This is a genomic window from Sphingomonas sp. HMP6, from assembly GCF_013374095.1.
Classification (GTDB): Bacteria; Pseudomonadota; Alphaproteobacteria; order Sphingomonadales; family Sphingomonadaceae; genus Sphingomonas.
This window is the reverse complement of sequence record NZ_AP022672.1, coordinates 1,552,806-1,570,569: the sequence shown is the minus strand read 5'-3', so window position 1 is coordinate 1,570,569 and position 17,764 is coordinate 1,552,806. Positions and strand designations below refer to the sequence as shown.

Annotated in this window: 17 protein-coding genes and 1 tRNA gene; 12 read left to right on the top strand and 6 right to left on the bottom strand. The window is 65.9% G+C overall.

The window, feature by feature from the left end:
* The first annotated feature begins 1 nt into the window (after nucleotide 1).
* Both shc and HMP06_RS07850 read left to right on the top strand, forming a co-directional pair.
* A complete protein-coding gene (gene shc / locus HMP06_RS07855; protein WP_176496595.1) occupies nucleotides 2-1,951 on the top strand; it encodes a squalene--hopene cyclase in 1,950 nt (649 codons plus the stop codon).
* Nucleotides 1,948-2,682: a phosphorylase family protein gene (locus HMP06_RS07850; protein ID WP_176496594.1), complete on the top strand. Its 735-nt coding sequence runs from the start codon at nucleotides 1,948-1,950 to the stop codon at nucleotides 2,680-2,682. Before shc ends, HMP06_RS07850 begins: the two co-directional genes overlap by 4 nt.
* A 42-nt stretch (nucleotides 2,683-2,724) precedes the next feature.
* On the opposite strand, the gene hpnH is transcribed toward HMP06_RS07850, so the two are convergent.
* Both hpnH and ispH read right to left on the bottom strand, forming a co-directional pair.
* A complete protein-coding gene (gene hpnH / locus HMP06_RS07845; protein ID WP_176496593.1) occupies nucleotides 2,725-3,870 on the bottom strand; it encodes an adenosyl-hopene transferase HpnH in 1,146 nt (381 codons plus the stop codon).
* An 8-nt stretch (nucleotides 3,871-3,878) separates the two neighbouring features.
* The gene (gene ispH, locus HMP06_RS07840) at nucleotides 3,879-4,847 is read right to left on the bottom strand and encodes a 4-hydroxy-3-methylbut-2-enyl diphosphate reductase (RefSeq protein WP_176496592.1); all 969 of its coding nucleotides are present in this window, start codon (nucleotides 4,845-4,847) and stop codon (nucleotides 3,879-3,881) included.
* A gap of 285 nt (nucleotides 4,848-5,132) precedes the next feature.
* On the opposite strand from ispH, the gene HMP06_RS07835 reads away from it, so the two are divergent.
* On the top strand, nucleotides 5,133-5,747 hold the full coding sequence (locus tag HMP06_RS07835) for an ABC transporter substrate-binding protein (protein WP_176496591.1): 615 nt from the start codon (nucleotides 5,133-5,135) through the stop codon (nucleotides 5,745-5,747).
* Between the two features lie 5 nt (nucleotides 5,748-5,752).
* Nucleotides 5,753-6,685: an MlaA family lipoprotein gene (locus HMP06_RS07830; protein ID WP_176496590.1), complete on the top strand. Its 933-nt coding sequence runs from the start codon at nucleotides 5,753-5,755 to the stop codon at nucleotides 6,683-6,685.
* On the opposite strand, the gene HMP06_RS07825 is transcribed toward HMP06_RS07830, so the two are convergent.
* From HMP06_RS07825 to HMP06_RS07815, 3 genes are all read right to left on the bottom strand, one after another.
* Entirely contained in the window at nucleotides 6,682-9,276 is a 2,595-nt protein-coding gene (locus tag HMP06_RS07825; RefSeq protein WP_176496589.1) for an MMPL family transporter, read from the bottom strand. The genes HMP06_RS07830 and HMP06_RS07825 overlap by 4 nt on opposite strands.
* Nucleotides 9,273-9,761, bottom strand: a complete 489-nt coding sequence (locus HMP06_RS07820) for a DUF2141 domain-containing protein (protein WP_176496588.1) — start codon at nucleotides 9,759-9,761, stop codon at nucleotides 9,273-9,275. The genes HMP06_RS07825 and HMP06_RS07820 overlap by 4 nt, the downstream gene beginning before the upstream one ends.
* Before the next feature lie 101 nt (nucleotides 9,762-9,862).
* A complete protein-coding gene (locus HMP06_RS07815; RefSeq protein ID WP_176496587.1) occupies nucleotides 9,863-10,660 on the bottom strand; it encodes a hypothetical protein in 798 nt (265 codons plus the stop codon).
* A gap of 135 nt (nucleotides 10,661-10,795) precedes the next feature.
* Between HMP06_RS07815 and HMP06_RS07810 the strand changes: the two genes are divergently transcribed.
* Genes HMP06_RS07810 through HMP06_RS07775 form a run of 8 tightly spaced genes read left to right on the top strand, consistent with a single transcriptional unit; the run spans nucleotide 10,796 to nucleotide 17,589 of the window.
* Nucleotides 10,796-11,503 (top strand): DUF4129 domain-containing protein, encoded by a 708-nt coding sequence (locus HMP06_RS07810; protein ID WP_176496586.1) that lies wholly within the window; start codon nucleotides 10,796-10,798, stop codon nucleotides 11,501-11,503.
* Nucleotides 11,500-12,741, top strand: coding sequence for a DUF4350 domain-containing protein (locus tag HMP06_RS07805; protein ID WP_232089914.1), 1,242 nt, complete (start codon nucleotides 11,500-11,502; stop codon nucleotides 12,739-12,741). The genes HMP06_RS07810 and HMP06_RS07805 overlap by 4 nt, the downstream gene beginning before the upstream one ends.
* A complete protein-coding gene (locus tag HMP06_RS07800) occupies nucleotides 12,738-13,694 on the top strand; it encodes an AAA family ATPase (protein WP_176496585.1) in 957 nt (318 codons plus the stop codon). Before HMP06_RS07805 ends, HMP06_RS07800 begins: the two co-directional genes overlap by 4 nt.
* A gap of 10 nt (nucleotides 13,695-13,704) precedes the next feature.
* A complete protein-coding gene (locus HMP06_RS07795; protein ID WP_176496584.1) occupies nucleotides 13,705-15,015 on the top strand; it encodes a DUF58 domain-containing protein in 1,311 nt (436 codons plus the stop codon).
* Nucleotides 15,015-16,064 carry a stage II sporulation protein M gene (locus HMP06_RS07790; protein ID WP_176496583.1) on the top strand — a complete coding sequence of 350 codons (1,050 nt, stop codon included), beginning with the start codon at nucleotides 15,015-15,017 and terminating at the stop codon, nucleotides 16,062-16,064. Before HMP06_RS07795 ends, HMP06_RS07790 begins: the two co-directional genes overlap by 1 nt.
* Nucleotides 16,045-16,914, top strand: coding sequence for an RDD family protein (locus HMP06_RS07785; protein ID WP_176496582.1), 870 nt, complete (start codon nucleotides 16,045-16,047; stop codon nucleotides 16,912-16,914). Before HMP06_RS07790 ends, HMP06_RS07785 begins: the two co-directional genes overlap by 20 nt.
* Nucleotides 16,915-16,945: 31 nt before the next feature.
* Nucleotides 16,946-17,296 (top strand): ArsC family reductase, encoded by a 351-nt coding sequence (locus HMP06_RS07780; RefSeq protein ID WP_176496581.1) that lies wholly within the window; start codon nucleotides 16,946-16,948, stop codon nucleotides 17,294-17,296.
* 11 nt (nucleotides 17,297-17,307) lie between these two features.
* Nucleotides 17,308-17,589, top strand: coding sequence for a DUF427 domain-containing protein (locus tag HMP06_RS07775; protein WP_176496580.1), 282 nt, complete (start codon nucleotides 17,308-17,310; stop codon nucleotides 17,587-17,589).
* 21 nt (nucleotides 17,590-17,610) lie between these two features.
* Here HMP06_RS07775 and HMP06_RS07770 read toward each other — a convergent pair.
* A tRNA-Arg gene (locus HMP06_RS07770) sits at nucleotides 17,611-17,687 on the bottom strand.
* Between the last annotated feature and the right edge of the window lie 77 nt (nucleotides 17,688-17,764).

Genomic DNA, 17,764 nt, shown 5'->3' with positions numbered 1-17,764 from the left:
GATGGGGACCGATACGATCGACCGCGCACGTTTGCTGGACGAAGCCGATGCCGCTGCCATCCGCGCCGCCGCGGCGCTGGGCAAGCTGCAACGCGACGATGGGCATTGGGTATTCGAGCTCGAAGCCGACGCCACGATTCCAGCGGAATATGTGCTGCTGCGCCATTATCTTGGCGAACCGCGCGATGAGGAAATCGAGTGGAAGATCGGCGTGTACCTGCGCCGGATCCAATCCGACGCGCATCATGGTTGGGGTCTGTTTCACGGCGGCGCGTTCGATGTGAGCGCGAGCGTGAAGGCGTATTTCGCGCTCAAGATGATCGGCGACGATATAGGTGCGCCGCACATGGCGCGCGCGCGTGCCGCGATCCACAAGGCGGGCGGCGCGGCGGCGGTGAACGTGTTCACACGCATTCAACTGGCGTTGTTCGATGCCGGGCCGTGGTCGGTGGTGCCGACCTTGCCGGTCGAGTTGATCCTGCTGCCGCGCTGGTTTCCGGTGCATCTCTCCAAGATGTCCTATTGGGCGCGCACCGTGATCGTGCCGCTGCTGGTGCTGGCGGCGAAGAAGCCCGTCGCGCGGAACGAAGCGGGCGTGAAGGTTGACGAGCTCTACACCGCCAAGCGCGCCAAGCTGGAGAGCCGCGCAGCGGGGACGCAGCGGGCGTGGACCGCTTTTTTCGGCGCGGTCGACGTCATATTGAAGGCGGCTGAACCTTTGTGGCCAAAGGGCACGCGCGAGCGCGCGATCGCCGCGTGCGTCGATTTCGTCACCGAGCGTCTCAACGGTGAGGACGGCCTCGGCGCGATCTATCCGGCGATGGCGAACAGCGTGATGATGTTCGATTGCCTGGGCTATCCGGCGGACCATCCGGCGCGGCGGGTGGCGCGGACCTCGGTCGAGAAGCTGCTCGTGGTGAAAGACCACGAGGCTTATTGTCAGCCGTGCGTCTCGCCGGTGTGGGATACCGCGCTTGCCGCGCACGCGATGCTGGAGGCGGGCGGTGACGAAGCCGAGGCGCGCGCTGCTGCGGGGCTCGCGTGGCTGGAGCCGTTGCAAGTGCTCGACGTGAAGGGCGATTGGGCCGACGAAAAGCCCGATGTTCGCCCTGGCGGCTGGGCGTTCCAGTATAACAACGCGCATTACCCGGATCTGGACGATACCGCCGTGGTGGTGATGGCGATGGACCGGGTAAAGGAGCGTGTCGGCCCGACCTATGACGAGGCGGTTGCGCGCGGGGTGGAATGGACCGTGGGCTTGCAATCGAAGGACGGCGGTTGGGGCGCGTTTGATGCCGACAATTCGTACCATTATCTCAACAACATCCCTTTTGCCGATCATGGCGCGTTGCTCGATCCGCCGACCAGCGACGTGACCGCGCGGTGCGTCTCGATGCTCGCGCAATTGGGCGAGACCGACAGCCCGCGGATGCAGGCGGCGCTCGCCTTCCTCGAACAGGAGCAGATGCCCGACGGATCGTGGTTCGGGCGTTGGGGCGTAAACTATATCTACGGCACCTGGTCGGTGCTGTGCGCGCTCAATGCCGCTGGCCTCGGCGACAAACATCCGATGGTGCGCAAGGGGGTCGACTGGCTGATCCACATCCAGAATCTCGACGGCGGCTGGGGTGAGGATTGCGAGAGCTATGCGCTCGATTACAAGGGCTATACGCCTGCCCCCTCGACCGCGTCGCAGACCGGCTGGGCCCTGCTGGCGCTGATGGCGGCGGGTCGGGTCGATCACCCCGCGGTCGAACGCGGCGTGCGCCATCTGATCGCGACGCAGGAGCAGGACGGGCTGTGGGGGCAGGAGAAATACACCGGCGGCGGTTTTCCGCGCGTGTTCTACCTGCGCTATCACGGCTATCCGGCGTATTTTCCGCTGTGGGCGGTGGCACGATTCCGCAATCTGAAGCGCTCGAATAGCGCACATGTGGCGTTCGGGATGTGACGCTGCTGGTAGCGTGCGGGCTGCAGCGCGAGGCGGCGATCATCGCGCGGCCGGGCTGGGTAGTGGTGGCGGGCGGCGGCGATGCGGCGCGGCTGGAGCGCGAGCTGGAGGCTGCGGTTGAGCGTGGCGGCGTGCGCGCGGTGCTGTCGTGCGGGGTGGCGGGGGCGCTGGATCCGGCGTTGCGGGCGGGGGATGTCGTGGTTGGCGAGCTTTCCCCTACGCTCCACCCCGGCGAAGGCCGGGGGCCAGCTGAGACGTGCGAGGTTTTTGAGCACAGCGCTCCATTACCTCCACCTTCGCAACTGGGCCCCGGCAGTCGCCGGGGTGGAGCTTTGGTCGAATGGCTGGCGGACCACCTTCCCGACGCGCACCGCGGCACTGTGGTTGGAGCGGACGCGATCATCGCCTCCGCCGCCGAAAAGGCCGCGCTCTACGCGAGCACCCGTGCCATCGCCGTCGACATGGAATCGCACATCGCCGCCCGCGTGGCGGAGCGTCACAGCCTCCCTTTCGCAATCCTCAGGACGATCTCGGACACCGCCGATCATGCGCTGCCCCCCGCCGCGCTGGTTGGGATGAAACCCGATGGCGGCGTGGCACTCGGCGCGGTGCTGACGTCGTTGGCGCGCAACCCTGCGCAACTTCCCGCGCTAATCCGGACCGGACGCGACGCCGGCACCGCGTTCGCCGCGCTTCGTCGGGCGGTCGAGGGCCTGCCGCAGGATTTTTGATCAATCGCCGGGTGGTGGATGCCCGCCACCACGACGGCCGCGTCAAGCCGCGCGCTGCGTGCGCTTATACCCCTCGGGATCGGCCGCCTTGATCTTGGCAAGCTCGGCCTCGACATGCGTTGAGTGGACGTCCTCGGCAGGGCGCGCATGGCTCAGGTCGATGTCGGGTGCCATCGGGCCTTCGGTGCGGATGCCGCGGCGGCCGACGGTGAACATCTTGAGCGGATTGCGCACGGCATCCGCCGCCGCCGTGCCTTCGAAACCGCAATGCACCATGCAGTTCGAGCATTTCTCATATTTGCCGACGCCGTATTGGTCCCAATCGGTCCCCTCCATCAGCTCGGAGAAGGTTTCGACATAACCTTCGCCGACCAGATAGCACGGCTTCTGCCAGCCGAAGACGGTGCGCAGCGGCATCGACCAAGGGGTGCATTCATAGGTCTGGTTGCCGGCGAGGAAATCGAGGAACAGCGGCGAGTTGGTGAAGGTCCAGGCGCGCGCGCCATCGCCCTTGCGGAACACGTCGCGGAAGAAATTCTTGGTCCGCTCCCGCGTGAGGAAATGCTCCTGATCGGCGGCGCGCTCGTAGGAATAGCCGGGCGAGATCGTAATCTCGACGCCGCGCTTTTCCATTTCGTCGAAGAAACCCGCCAGCCGATCGGACGAGGCACCGTCGAACACGGTGCAATTGACCTGCACGCGGAAGCCCTTGGACTTCGCCAGTTCGATCGCCTCGATCGCGACCTCGTACGTGCCGTCCTGATCGACCGCATGATCGTGCATCCCCTTGTCGCCATCAAGGTGGATCGACCAGGTGAAGAAGGGCGACGGCTTGTAATCGTCGATCTTCTTCTTGAGCAGCAGCGCGTTGGTGCAGAAGATCACGAACTTCTTCTTCGCGAGATACCCCTCGACGATGCGCGGCATGTCGCGGTGAAGCAGCGGCTCGCCGCCCGCGATCGAGACGGCGGGCGCTCCGCATTCGTCGATCGCTTCCATGCATTGCTCATAGCTCAAGCGCTGGTTGAGGATCGCATCGGGATAATCGATCTTGCCGCAGCCGGGGCAGGCGAGATTGCAGCGCAGCAGCGGCTCGAGCATCAGAACGAGCGGGTATTTGCCGCCCTTGATCTGGTTCTTGAGCGTGTAGGCGCCGATGCGCATGAGCGGGGCGAGGGGGAGCGTCATGGCTGTTCCTATGCGCCGATCGTGGCGAATTTGGTAGAGGCGGCTTTCGCAGGTGGCCCACGCAATTCGCGCGGGAGGCCGAATTCAAGCGATTCCTCGACGCCGGAAAGCTGCGTCACCTCGACCGGACCGATTTTGCGCAGGGCATCGATCACGCTGTCGACCAACTCATCGGGGGCGGACGCGCCTGCGGTCAGCCCGACGCGCTCGATCCCGACAAACCACGCCGGATCGATCGCGCTGCCATCGGCGACGAGGTAGCTGGGCAAGCCCTCGTCCGCGCCAAGATCGCGCAACCGGCTGGAGTTCGAGCTGTTTTCCGAGCCGACGACGAGCAGCAGATCGGCGACCTTGCACAGATCGCGCACCGCAGTCTGGCGGTTTTGCGTGGCGTAGCAAATCTCCGACACGTCCGGCCCGACCAGATTGGGAAAGCGTTTGCCAAGCGCTGCGATGACGTTTTTGGTGTCATCAACGCTCAACGTCGTCTGCGTGATATAGGCGACCGGTGCATTTTCGGGCAGGTCGAGCGCGGCGACGTCCGCCTCTGTCGAAACTAGCAGCACCGGCGCATCGACCTGGCCGCGCGTGCCGATGACTTCGGCATGTCCCTCATGCCCGATCATCACCAGCGTGCGACCGGCCTTGGCATAGCGGCGGCCCTGGAGGTGGACCTTGGTAACGAGCGGGCAGGTGGCGTCGAACACGGGAAGCTTGCGCGCCTTGGCCTCTTCCTCGACGGTGCGCGCCACGCCGTGGGCGCTGAACACCGTCATCGCGCCATCGGGCACGTCGGACAATTCCTCGACGAACACCGCACCCTTGGCGCGCAGCGTATCGACAACATGGCGGTTGTGGACGATTTCGTGCCGGACATAGACCGGTGCGCCATAGCGATCGATCGCGCGCTCGACGATTTCGATCGCCCGCACGACCCCGGCGCAGAAACCGCGCGGGTTAGCCAGAATTACTTGCAAGCAAAGTCCCTTCCGTCCGCTCGGATGCCATTGCCACCGCCTCGCGCTATACAGCGCGGACGTGAAAACGTCACCTATGCCTCCCGGGTCGATATTCTAGCCGCGTCGCACCATAAAGGAAGCGCGAAAACGTGTGCCCGCGACGCGCGGATTCGTCGTCTCGGCTCTCAACGGCGGGCTACGCGTGGTTCATCGGAGCGACAGCGGTTTGTGCTATCGCGCCCGCGATGATACCGCCCCGAAAAAGCAAAAGGGGCATCGCCGAATATCCCGAAGGAGCTTTCGATGACGTTTTCCAGCCGTATTCCCGTGCGTGCGAGCCTGTCGGCAGCGGCGCTGTTGGTCGCCGCTCCGGCGCTCGCGCAGGCCGATCCGGCACGGGCGCCGGTGCAGGCGCTCGACGACGGCTTGCTTGCGATCATGAAGGGTGGAAGCGGCCTCGGCGCGGCGGGGCGCGCGTCGAAGATCGGCCCGGTGGTCGATCAGACCTTCGACGTCGGCCTGATCACGCGGCTGTCGGTCGGGCCGGATTGGGTGAAGGTCGCGCCTGCCGATCAGGCGGCACTCGTGGCGGGGATGCGGCGGCTGACGGTCGCGCAATATGCCGCGAACTTCAGCAGCTATTCGGGTCAGAGCTTCACGATCGACCCCAAGGTCGAGGCGCGCGGGGCGGACAAGCTCGTGCGCACGAGTCTGACCACGCCCAAAAACGATAGCGTCGCGATCGGCTACCGTTTGCGCCAGAGCGGCGGGAAGTGGCGGATCGTCGATGTCTATTATCGAAACGCGATCAGCCAGTTGGCGACGCGCCGCGCCGATTTCGAGAGCATTTTCGCCAAGGGCGGTGCCAAGGCGCTGATCAGCCACCTCGACGCGCTCGCCGCAAAAAGCGGGCGCTAAGCAGCGTGCGCACCCGGGGGGGCAGCGTTGCACTGGCGCTGACGATCGCGCTGACAAGCGTTCTGGCGGTTGGGCAGGAGGCGGCATCTGCACCCGCTGCGATTGCCGCGCAGGTACAGCCGTCCGCCACGGCGGATGCCGAACAGACGGCCAGGCCGAAGCGCCGTCATGCCAAGGGCGATTCGCTCGAAGGCTTCAACCGGGCGATGTTCTCGGTCCATCAAGTGCTCGACCGGATTTTCTTCCGGCCGGTGTCGATGGCGTACAAGAAGATCGTGCCCAAGGTGGTGCGCAAGGGCATCCGGCATTTCTTCTCCAATATCGGGGAGCCGTTGGTGTTCGCCAACGACGTGCTGCAGTTGAAGCCGAAGCGCGCGGTGAAGACGTTCGGGCGGTTCCTGGTCAATTCGACCGTGGGGATCGGCGGGGTGCTCGATGTCGCCAAGACGCGCGATTTCCGGCTGCCGCATCGCGACAACAGTTTAGGGGATACGCTCGGCCGCTACGGCGTGGGACCGGGGCCATATATCTTCCTGCCACTGGTCGGGCCGAGCACGCTGCGTGATTTCAGCGCGGGGTTGGCGCAAGGGCAAGTGCTGCCCTCGGTGGTCGACGTGCCCTTCGGCCGGGCGGAATACCGCGTGTCGCAAGGCGTGCTGACCGGCCTCGATTTGCGCGCCGAATCGGATGAGTCGCTCAAGGCGTTGCTGGGCAGCGCGATCGATCCCTACGCCACGCTCAGATCGGCCTATCTGCAGGACCGCGCGGCGACGATCAACGACGCGCGGCCGAGCGCCAAGCCGACGGACGACCCGCTCGACGATCCGTTGACCGATCCCGCTGGTGCGGCGTCCGAGGCGTCCCCTGCGCCCGCCGATGATTTTCCCCTCGACCCAGCACCACCGGCTGAACCTGCACCGGCACCGCGCGCGCCCTAAGCTTTCTTCGCCCGTGGCGGGCCGAGCAAGGCGGGCTCGAAGATCAACGCGCAGACCAGCGTCCAGGCGAGCGAGATCATCAGGATCTTGCCCATGCTCGCGGTGCCGGGATGTTGCGACAGCCACAGGCTGCCGAACGCGCCGCCGGTCGCGAGCGCGCTGAACAGCACCGCGCGCGCCAGGCTCGATTGCAGCAGGTCGGTCGCACCGCCACGCCACGCCATCACGAAATAGATGTGGAAGGCGACGCCGACGCCGAACAGCAGCGGAAAGGCGATGATGTTGGCGAAGTTGATCGGTTGCCCGATCAGCACGCAACTCCCCAGCGTCAGGAAGCCCGACAGCACGACGGGGGCGAGCGTGAACGCCACTTCCTTCACATCGCGCAGCACCAGGAACAGCAGGCCGCTGACCAAAGCCAGCGCGATGATACCGGCTTGTACGAACGCCCAGGCGACGGTGCCAGCGGCTTCCTGCGTTGCAACGGGCAGGCCACTCGCATTCGGTGCGACGGCGCGGACCGCCTTGGTAAAGCGGCGCAGTACGGCATTGTCGTTGCTGTCGCCCTTCGGGAACACCTGCACCAACGCGCGACCGTCCTTGGCGACCCAGTTTCCGGCGATTTCGGGCGGCAGCGTTTCGCGCGTAACCGTTTCGGCCTGCAACGCCGCGCGGATCTGGTCGAGCATCGTGCCGAGCGGGGTGACGAGTAACGCGGAGGCCCGTTCGCGAGCTGTTGGGCTTCCCTTGGCGAGCCGATCGAAGGCGGTCGCCAGACGCACCGCGTTGCGTGCCGCCGCGTCGTTGCGAGATCCGGCCGCGCTGCGAAGCTGCTGCGCGACACCGGCGAGGACGGTTGCCGTCTCTGCATCGCTAGGGGGCGGGGTCAGGTCGAAGGGGTTGACCGTCGCGTCGAGCAGGAGTGCGGCGTCCTGCACGACCGCCAGCTTGGCTTCCTGATCCGCGGGAACGAAGCTGTCGACCGACACCGCTTCGGCAACCTCGGGCAGTGCCGAGAGCTTCGCCGCCAGCGCGCGCGCGGCTTGCGGGCTCGCGGTCAGCACGTTGATCGTGTTGGGGGTGCGGAGCGGATCGCGCATCAAATCCATCAGCGTAAGCATCGCCGGGCCGCTCTTCGCGCGCAAATGCAGCGGGTTGAAATCGAACTGGACGAGCGGGAGCAACGCGATGCTGCCTGCCATCGATAGGCCGAATGCCCACAGCACCGCTTTGCGATGCGTGCCGAGCCAACGATCGAGCGGGGCGGCTTCGCGGAAGCCCACTTCGCGGCGCGGCGTGCCGGGTTTGAGGAGCATCAGCATGGCCGGAAGCACGGTCACGCTCGCGACCAGCGCCACGATCATGCCGAGTCCGGCGATGATGCCGAGTTCAGCGATGCCGATATAGTCGGTCGGCAGGAATGCCCCGAAGCCCAGAAACACCGCCCCCGCCGCCAGCGCCAGCGGTGCCCCGAGCGCGACCGCCGCGCGTTCCAGCGCGGCGCCGGTTGCTGCCCCCTCAAGCCGCTCGGCATTGAAGCGCACCGCGATCTGAATCCCGAAATCGACGCCGAGCCCGACGAACAGCGGAATGAAGGCGACCGAAATGAGGTTGAGCGCGCCGACCGCCGCCAGCCCGAGTGCGGTCGTCACGACGAGGCCCGCGATGATCGTCACCACGATTGCCGCGACGATCTTCGCCGATCGCGTCGCGAACCACAATGTCACCAGCATCGCCGCCGCCATCACCAGCCCGACAAAGCCGATATTCTCCTCCAGTGTCGCGAACTCCTCGTCGGCGAGCGGGACTTCGCCGGTGGTGCGCACGGTGATGCCGTGGGTGGCATCGAGGCCGAGCGCCTTGGCTTGCGCGGTGATCGCGGCAACCGCATCCTCACCCGGTTGCAATGCGCCGTAATCGAGCTTGGGCTGCGCCAAGATCAGGCGGCGGCGCGGCGCGGTGGCGCCGGCACCGGGTTCGGCGAACAGCTCCTGCCACGAGAAATAGGCGGGTTTGCCCTGAGCCGAAGCCTCCAGCGCATCGGCCATCGTGCGCATCGGGAGGTCGATCCGCGAGAGCGGAATTTCGCCGCGCTCGACCCCGGTCAGCATCGTCGCAAAGGCATTCGCGACGCCGCGCAGCGACGGGTCGCTCGCCAGCGGGCCGAGCAGCGGCTGCGCGTCGATCAGCGCCTTGGTCGAGGCGCGGACTCCTGTGGTCGAGCCGAACAATAGGCCCTCACGATCGAAGAACGCACCGCCATCCGGGCGCTGGACACTGCGGAAATGCGCGGTGTCGGCGGCGAGCGCGGCGGAGAGCTTTACGGTCGCAGCCTCGGCCAATTCTGGGGTTTTGCCATCGACCACCACCAGCAGCACGTCGCGAAGCTGCGGAAAAGCGGTTTCGATCGCTTTCTCATTCTTGCGCCACTCGATCTCCGGAGAGATCAAGGCGGCGGTATCGGTGGTCATCGCGAAATGGCTGGCGGCGAACAGCGTCGCGCCCGCGACCAGCGCAAGGCACGCTGCCAGCACCGCGAAGGGCCGCCGCACGCCCAGCGCGACGAGCTGTTGGAGCGTCCGGGCGATCACTTGGCCGTGGTCGCCGTCGGCGCGTCCGGCCCGATAAAGTAGCGCAGCCGCAAGCGGATCGTGCGCTCGCGCCCGTCATAGTCGAAGAACGCTTCTTCCCATTTCGGCGGGCCGAGCCGGATCTTGGCATCGTTGGAGAAGCCGACGCCCTCCTTGGGCACGCCGAACAGTGCGCGATCGACCTTGCCATTGCCGTTCTGGTCGTAAAACACCTGCGCGGCATAGCGGCCGGGCTTGAGGCCGGTCAGCGTCACGGTCGATTGTCCGACCCGTGCGGGGCCATCGGCGGCGATCGGGCAATCCTTCAGGAACTGCTTTTGCGTGCAGATATCGACGTGCACGCGCCCGGTGCGATCGCGCACGTTGTCGACCGCGACGTGGAGCACACCGTCCGACGATTGCCCCGCCGCCACTGCGAACAGGGGTAGCGTGGCGAACAGAAGCTTGAATACGCGGCTGCGCGAACGGGGAGCGAGACGAATCATTCGGGGCCTCTAGACCGGATTAGGGCCGGGATGGAACAACCGGCCGCAGGACCGAGTGCTTTCGCGCACGGCCGCTGAACCGCGGGTGAAGACGCTGTGCTTTAGCCGAAAATGTCGCCCAGTGCGGCCGTTGCCGGGCCGTCCTTCCAATCGCGTAGCTCGACATAGAGTGCCGTCTGGATCGCCGCGGCAAAGGTGATCGACACCGTGTTGAACACGGTCGACAGGAGGATCGGGATCACTGACGGGCCGGCCGTCTGCGCCGCGGCAAAGTTCTGGATACCGCCAGCCGCGAAGATCGCGACGATGCCGGCAACAGCGATGATCGTGTACATCACGAGCAACAAGATGAGCTGGAGTCCGAAAATGCTCCAGCGCGCGCCCTTGGTGAGCTGCGCACTCCGCCTCATTGCGCCGAAGATGCCGCTATTCTCTGCCACCAGCACGGGTGCTGCGACTGACCACATCACGTAGAGGATGATGCCCGGCACGATCAGCAGCAGCGATGCGAAGCCAATTGCAACGGCCATCAACAAGACAAGCACGAATAGCGGAACGATCTTGCGCAGGCCCGCCAGCGCCGCATCGCCGAATGCCACGGGTTCGCCATCGCTATGCGCCACCGTTACGCGCACCAACGCGCCCTGTGCGATGATTGAAAAGCCGATTGCCGCGATCCCGACGGCGAGTGAGAGCACAATGTTTGCCGCGTTGAATTCGGCCACCTGCGTGCGCTGGTTGCTTGGCAGGAGAAGGTTCAGCAGCACGCCGGGCAGTGCGCCGAACAGAAACGATATCCCGAACATCAGCGCCGGATGCGCGCCGATCGTCCCGAAGGCGCGACTGAATACGCGTCCGATCGACATGCGGCGATCCGCCATCTCTGCACTGCTGGCCATGATAGTCCCCCCGGTCCCTGATACGGGGGTCTGCCGGTGCGGTTTGCCGCTGTCCAGCGCATTTTGGCGATTGCGTGGGCGCGGAGTTGGTTTAATCTCAGTCGGGTAGCGATATCTGCTGCGGGGGAATTTCAGGTGAGCGGGGGGACAGCGCAGCAGGTGGCGACCGCCACCGACCGGTTTTCCGCTGCCCATGCCGTGTTGAAGGCCGATCCCAGCGTACAGTTCACGCTGTCGCGCGCGCCGCCGCCGCCGCAGCCACCAGCGTGGCTCAAAGCCTTCGTGAAGTGGCTGGGGCAGGTGTTCGAGCCGGTCGGGCGCTTCTTTGCGTGGATCGACAGCTTTTTCCCGAACTGGCCCTACGCGCGCATTTTCCTGTGGGTCGTGCTGGCGGTGGTCGTCGCGCTGATTGCGTGGGGTGTGTATCAGCGCATTCGGCATGGCGAATGGCGCTTGCCGGGCAAGCTCCGGTTTCGCGCGACAGTAGTCGCGGTAGAGGAAGACCAAGCGTGGGCGCCCGACGCTGCGCCGGTGCGGGAATGGCTGCGCGAGGCCGATGCGATGGCCGCGGCGGGGCGCTATGCCGAGGCGGTGCATCATTTGCTGTTCCGCTCGATCGAGGACATTGCGCGGCGGCGGCCAAAGCTGGTGCGCCCGGCGCTGACCAGCCGTGAACTCAGCGCGTCCGACGCGCTCCCGCTGCCGGCGCGCGACCTGTTCGCCGGGATCGCGCGGCTGGTCGAGCGCAGCCTGTTCGGTGGGCGTCCGGTCGATGCCACCGATTGGACCGGCGCGCGGGCAGCCTATAGCGATTTCGCGCTGCCGGGGACGTGGCGCGCATGAGCGACCTCGCAATTGGTGCCCCGGCGGGGGCGATCGGCGCGCCAGCCGGGGCAAGCGGCGGCGGCGCTTTCACGACCCGCACCGTTGCGATCCTGATCGCGGTCGGCATCTTGACGTTCGTCGGCATGCTCGTGCTCGGGGCCTATGCGCCCGATTTGCGATCGGGCCGCAACGGCGGCGCGCACGCGCTGTCGAACGCGGCGATCGGCTATAGCGGCATCGTGCGTCTGGCTGAGGCGACCGGGCGCAACCCGGAAATCGTCCGCGACCCGCGCAAGCTCGATACCGAGGATCTGGTCGTACTGACGCCCGAGGCCGCCGCGACCGACATGAGCAAGGTGATCGAGGTTCGCCAAGGCAAGCCGACGCTGGTCATCCTGCCGAAATGGGAGACCGTCGCAGACCAGACGCATCCCGGCTGGGTGCGTTTCGTCGATCTGAAGAGCACGTCCGAACCGGACGGCGTGCTGGCACCGAAGACCGTGTTGAAGACCCGCCGTTATGCGAGCGGCGGGCGTCCGCTGCTATCTTTGACGTGGATGCCGCAAAGCCTGCGCTTTCGCGGGCCAAAGCCGGTGCAGGCAATTTCGGGCACCGATCTGAAACCGCTGATCACCGACGACAAAGGCCATGTCGTGCTCGGGCAGATTGGCGAGCAGCCCTTTTATGTGCTGGCTGATCCCGACCTCTTGTCCAACATCGGCATGCGCGATGCGGATCAGGCACGCTCTGCCCTCGAACTGCTTGATTTTCTCAATTCGACGGGGGCGAAAGCGGTTTGGTTCGATGTTACGCTCAACGGGCTTGGTCATGCGCCCAGCCCGTTGAAGCTGGCCTTCGATCCGCCTTTCCTCGCCATGACGCTGGCGATTGCGATTGCCGTGCTGCTGGCGGGGGTACAGGCGACCGCGCGCTTCGGCGCGACGCGGCGGCGCGCGCGGGCGATTGCTTTCGGGAAGACTGCGCTGATCGACAATACGGCGGCGCTGGTGCGCAAGGCCGGGCGGCACGGTGCGCTCGGGCCGCGGTATGCGGATCTTGTGCGCGAGCGGGCGGGGAGTGTGTTCGGCGTGCCGTCGCGGCTGCGCGATCAGGCATATGACGCCTATCTCGACCGTTTTGGCGGGCGGGCGCGCTTTACCGAACTGGCCGAACAGGCGCGGGCCGCCACCGATCCGCGCGCGATGCTGCAAGCGGCGCAAGCGCTGCACCAATGGTTATGGGAGAAGTCACGGTGACCGTAGAAGACGTCAAGGCGCTCGCCGAGGACATTCGCGCCGAGATCGGCAAGGCCGTGGTCGGGCAGGAGGCGACGGTCGACATCCTGCTCGTTGCGCTGTTCGCCGGCGGGCATGTGTTGCTCGAGGGCCCGCCGGGCACCGCCAAGACGCTGCTCGCCCGCAGTTTCGCTCGCGTGATCGGGCTCGATTTCGGGCGGATCCAGTTCACGCCGGATCTGATGCCGGGCGACATTATCGGCGCCAATTGGTTCAACTTCCAGACCAGCACCTTCACGCTCACACGCGGGCCGATCTTCACCGATCTGCTGCTGGCGGATGAAATCAACCGCACTCCGCCCAAGACGCAAGCGGCGCTGCTGGAGGCGATGCAGGAGCGCACCGTGACGATCGACGGCGAAAGCCTCGCGCTCGGCGACCGCTTCATGGTGGTGGCGACGCAGAACCCGATCGAGCAACAGGGCGTCTATCCGCTGCCCGAGGCGCAGCTCGACCGCTTCCTGTTTAAACAGACGGTCGATTATCCAAGCGCCGCCGAGGAACGCCGCATCATCGCCGCGCACGGGTCGCACGGCAATGCGATGGCACCGGAGGATTGGGGCGTCGAGGTCATCGCCAATGCGAGCGTGATCGGTGAGGCGATTGCAGCGGTCGCCCAAGTTCGGCTGGTCGACGAAGTGATCGACTATATCGCCGCGCTGATCCGCGGCACGCGCGATGTCGCCGATCTGGAAAGCGGTGCGAGCCCACGTGCGGGGGCAATGCTGGCGGGGGCGGCGCGCGCGCGCGCGGCGCTCGACGGGCGCGATTTCGTGATTCCCGACGACGTGAAGGCGCTTGCCCCCGCCTTGCTGCGCCACCGCCTGATCCTGTCGCCCGCCGCCGAAATCGACGGCCGCGCGATCGAGGATGTGGTGATCAGCATCATCGAAACGATCGAAGCGCCGCGGTGAGGTCAGCCGCGTGATCTACCCCACGCGCACGGCGGTGCTGGCGGCGGCGGCGGGGGCGCCGGTTGCCTTGCTGGTGGCCGTGGCGCTGCCCGATCGCTGGTTCGTCGGCCTCGCCTGGCCGGTCGCGGTGCTCGCGTTGACGCTGTTCGACGCTTTGAGCGCAATGCGCGCGGGTACGGTGAAGCTGGCGCTGCCTTCGAGTGCCGCTGTCGGTGCGACGATCGACGCGACCTTGAGCGTCGTAATCGAAGGTGTGCGTCCGCCCGCCAGCGCCGAAGTGGCGATCGGTGCGAGTCCGTTACTCGACGTCGAGAATGACGGTCGCGCCTGGGTCGGCCTGTCGGACGGGCGCGGAGCGGTGTTGCTGCCCGTGACGACGCTGCGGCGCGGGACGGCGCGGATCGAGACGCTGTGGCTGCGCTGGCGCGGGAGCCTTGGGCTGGCGTGGCACCAGCGCACGATCACGACCGACGCCGCGCTGCCGATCCTGCCCGATATCCGCGCGGTGCATGAACGCGGCGCGCAGATTTTCCAGCGCCATGCGCTGCAGGGCCTGCTGACGCAGATCGATCGCGGCGACGGCACTGATTTCGATGCGCTCGTTGAATTCCGCTCCGGCATGGACCGGCGTTCGCTCGATTGGAAACAATCGGCACGGCACATGAAGCTCCACGCCAAGGAGTTCCGCACCGAACGCAACAACCAGATCGTCTTCGCGGTCGATGCCGGGCGGCAAATGTCGGAACCGGTCGCGGGGCTGCCGCGCGTTGATCGTGCCGTGTCGGCGATGCTGCTGACGGCGTGGATCGCGCTCAAGCTCGGCGACCGCGTGGCGCTCCACGCCTTCGATTCGCGCCCGCGCATCGCCAGCGGTTTGGTGTCGGGCGTCCCGGCCTTTGCCAGCTTGCAGCGCCTCGCCGCGCAGATCGATTATAGCGGGGAGGAAACCAATTACACTTTCGCGCTGACGACGCTCGCGACGCGGCTGACGCGGCGTTCGATGATCGTCCTGTTCACCGAATTCACCGATCTCACCTCGGCCGATTTCATGGTCCGCGCCGCCGCCCGCATCGTCAACACGCATCTGTTGCTGGTGGTGGTGCTGCGCGATGAAGAGGTCGAGCGCATTGCGGATACCATGCCTGCGACCACCGAGGATGTGACTCGCGCGGTCACCGCCGCCGCGCTGCTGCGCGACCGCAGGCTGGTGTTGACGCGGTTGCAGCATCTTGGCGTGCATGTGATCGAAAGCGAGCATGACCGCGTCGGCGAGCGGCTGGTGCAGGGCTATGTCGATCTCAAGCGGAGGAATTTGCTGTAATGGCGACATCGGCGCTTTCCCCGGCTCAGCCCCCCGCTCAGCCCCCCGCTCAGCCAATGCTGGTCAACGCCAGCCGCTTCCGCGCGGCGCATGCGGCCGAGTGGGAGCGGCTCGAACGGCTCGTCACGCGGATCGAGAAGCGCTCGATCAAGGCGCTCGGCGATGACGATTTGCTGGCCCTGCCGCTCTTGTATCGCTCGGCCCTGTCGTCGCTGTCGGTGGCGCGCGAGACATCGCTCGATCGGTCCTTGGTGGTCTATCTCGAACAGCTCTGCACGCGCGCCTATTTCCAGCTGTACGGCGTGCCGACCTTGGCGCTCAGCCAATTGCGGCGTTTCTTCGTTCATGGCTGGCCCGCCGCGATGCAGGCGCTGTGGCGGGAGACGCTGGCGTCGTTTCTTCTCACGGTCGCTGCCGGAATCGTCGGCTATGTTTTGGTGCGCGGCGATCCGAGCTGGTTTTTCGGCATCGTCGGCGATGGCCTTGCGCAGGGGCGCGATCCCTCAGCCTCGGCCGAGACGCTGCGCCAGACGCTGTACGGCAAGCATAGCGATATGCTCGCGACCTTTGCCGCTTATCTGTTCACGCATAACGCCCAGATCGCGATCTTCGCCTTCGCGCTGGGGTTCGCCTTCGCGGTGCCGACGGTCCTGCTGATCGTGTATAACGGGCTGATGCTCGGCGCGTTCATGGCGGTGTTCGTGCCCAAGGGGCTTGGCTATAATTTCACCGGTTGGATCATGATCCACGGCACGACCGAATTGTTCGCGATCATTATCGCCGGCGCGGCGGGATTCCGGATCGGCACGGCGATCGCGTTCCCGGGTCGCCAGTCCCGCAGCGATTCAGCGGTGCAGGCGGGGCGGACCGGTGCAACCGCGATGGGCGGTGCGGTGGTGATGCTGGCGATCGCCGGCTTGCTTGAGGGAATCGGGCGGCAAATCGTGCTCGACGATCTCAGCCGCTATGGCATCGGGCTGACGATGCTGGTGGCGTGGCTGCTCTATTTCTATTTGCCGAGGAGCCGCAATGGCGTGGTTCAGGCGTAACCGCGAAGCCAAGCGGCCGAAGGGTCCGCTGTCGCTGCGGCGGACCTTCGTCACGCCCGAGGGGGTCGATCTACAGATCGAACTCGGCGGGGCAGGGGTGCGCGCGGCGGCCTTCATGATTGACGCCTTCGCAATGCTGATCCTGCTGATCATCGCGACGATCGTGATCGCCTTGTTGTTCGTCGCGAGCAAGGAGACGTCGCTGGCAATCTTGTGGCTGATCGGATTTTTCGTGCTGCGCAACGGTTGGTTCACGCTGTTCGAAATGGGCGGGCGCGGCGCGACTCCGGGGAAGCGCGTGATGGGCCTGCGCGTGGTCGCGCGCGACGGGGCGCGGCTGACCGGCGGCGCGGTCATCACGCGCAACGCGATGCGCGAGATCGAGGTGTTCCTGCCGCTCAGTTTCCTCGCTGCCCAATCGGCGCAAGGGCTGGCCGACAGTTTTCTCACGATCTTTGCACTGTGCTGGAGCGGGATTTTCCTGTTCTTCCCACTGTTCAACCGCGACCGGTTGCGGATCGGCGATTTGCTGGCGGGCACGTGGGTGGTGCGGACGGTGCGCGGCGAACTCGGGTCGGATTTGGCCGTCCCAATCGAGCGCGAACGCCGGGTGTTCAGCGAAGCCGCGCTCGGCCTGTACGGCGTGTACGAGCTGCAGACGCTCGAAGAGGTGCTGCGCAGCGGGCGCGAGGATGCGATCGCCACCGTTGCCGCCACGATCCGGCGCAAGGCGGGGCTCGCCGATGACCCTGACGACCGCGAATTCCTGAGCGACTATTATGCGGCGTTGTGCGCGCGGTTGGAGCGGGGCCTGATGGTGGGGCGGCGGCGCGCGGACAAATTCGGGTGATCGTACCCGTAATGGCACGATGAGGACTGCAATGGCGACACATCTGTACGGCATCCCCAATTGCGACACGGTGAAAAAGGCGCGGACCTGGCTCTCCGCGCAGGGGATCGACTATGCCTTTCACGATTACAAAAAGGCCGGGGTCGATGCGGTCGCCTTGCGCCGCTGGGTCGATCGGCTCGGGTGGGAGGTGCTGCTCAACCGCGCTGGCACGACGTTTCGCGCGCTGGCCGATGCCGACAAGGCCGATCTCGACGCCGAAAAGGCCATTGCGATCATGCTCGCCAACCCCTCGACGATCAAACGGCCCGTGCTCGAATCGGGCGACGTGCTGCTGGCGGGGTTCAAGCCGGATACCTATCTGTCAGCCCTGAACCCTTAGGAGACACGATCATGGCAACAGCAACCTGGAATGGCACCGTCATCGCCCAGTCCGACGACACCGTGGTGGTCGAGGGCAATCACTATTTCCCCGCCGACAGCATCGTCGCCGAGCATTTCGAGCCGAGCGCGACGCACTCGCACTGCCCGTGGAAGGGCGAGGCGAGCTACAAGACCGTCGTTGTCGATGGTAAACGCAACCCCGATGCCGCCTGGTACTATCCCGACCCCAAGCCCAAGGCTACCGAGATCAAGGACCGCTTTGCGTTCTGGAAGGGTGTGACCGTCGCCTGATCGGGCGGTTGTTGTGAAAATTGGTGCGCCCGGAGGGAGTCGAACCCCCGACCGAGGAGGTAGAAGCTCCTTGCTCTATCCAACTGAGCTACGGGCGCACACCAATACGGCCTTTAGCGCGGATTGCGGAGCGGCGAAACCAGCTTCATAACGTTGCCCGGGTAGGGACATAGGG

Bases quoted from the DNA above. Each gene is read 5' to 3' on its own strand.
- shc (WP_176496595.1), top strand. From the start codon at position 2: ATGGGGACCGATACGATCGACCGCGCACGTTTGCTGGACGAAGCCGAT.
- hpnH (WP_176496593.1), bottom strand. From the start codon at position 3,870: ATGACGCTCCCCCTCGCCCCGCTCATGCGCATCGGCGCCTACACGCTC.
- HMP06_RS07835 (WP_176496591.1), top strand. From the start codon at position 5,133: ATGACGTTTTCCAGCCGTATTCCCGTGCGTGCGAGCCTGTCGGCAGCG.
- HMP06_RS07820 (WP_176496588.1), bottom strand. From the start codon at position 9,761: ATGATTCGTCTCGCTCCCCGTTCGCGCAGCCGCGTATTCAAGCTTCTG.
- HMP06_RS07815 (WP_176496587.1), bottom strand. From the start codon at position 10,660: ATGGCCAGCAGTGCAGAGATGGCGGATCGCCGCATGTCGATCGGACGC.
- HMP06_RS07805 (WP_232089914.1), top strand. From the start codon at position 11,500: ATGAGCGACCTCGCAATTGGTGCCCCGGCGGGGGCGATCGGCGCGCCA.
- HMP06_RS07790 (WP_176496583.1), top strand. From the start codon at position 15,015: ATGGCGACATCGGCGCTTTCCCCGGCTCAGCCCCCCGCTCAGCCCCCC.
- HMP06_RS07785 (WP_176496582.1), top strand. From the start codon at position 16,045: ATGGCGTGGTTCAGGCGTAACCGCGAAGCCAAGCGGCCGAAGGGTCCG.
- HMP06_RS07780 (WP_176496581.1), top strand. From the start codon at position 16,946: ATGGCGACACATCTGTACGGCATCCCCAATTGCGACACGGTGAAAAAG.
- HMP06_RS07775 (WP_176496580.1), top strand. From the start codon at position 17,308: ATGGCAACAGCAACCTGGAATGGCACCGTCATCGCCCAGTCCGACGAC.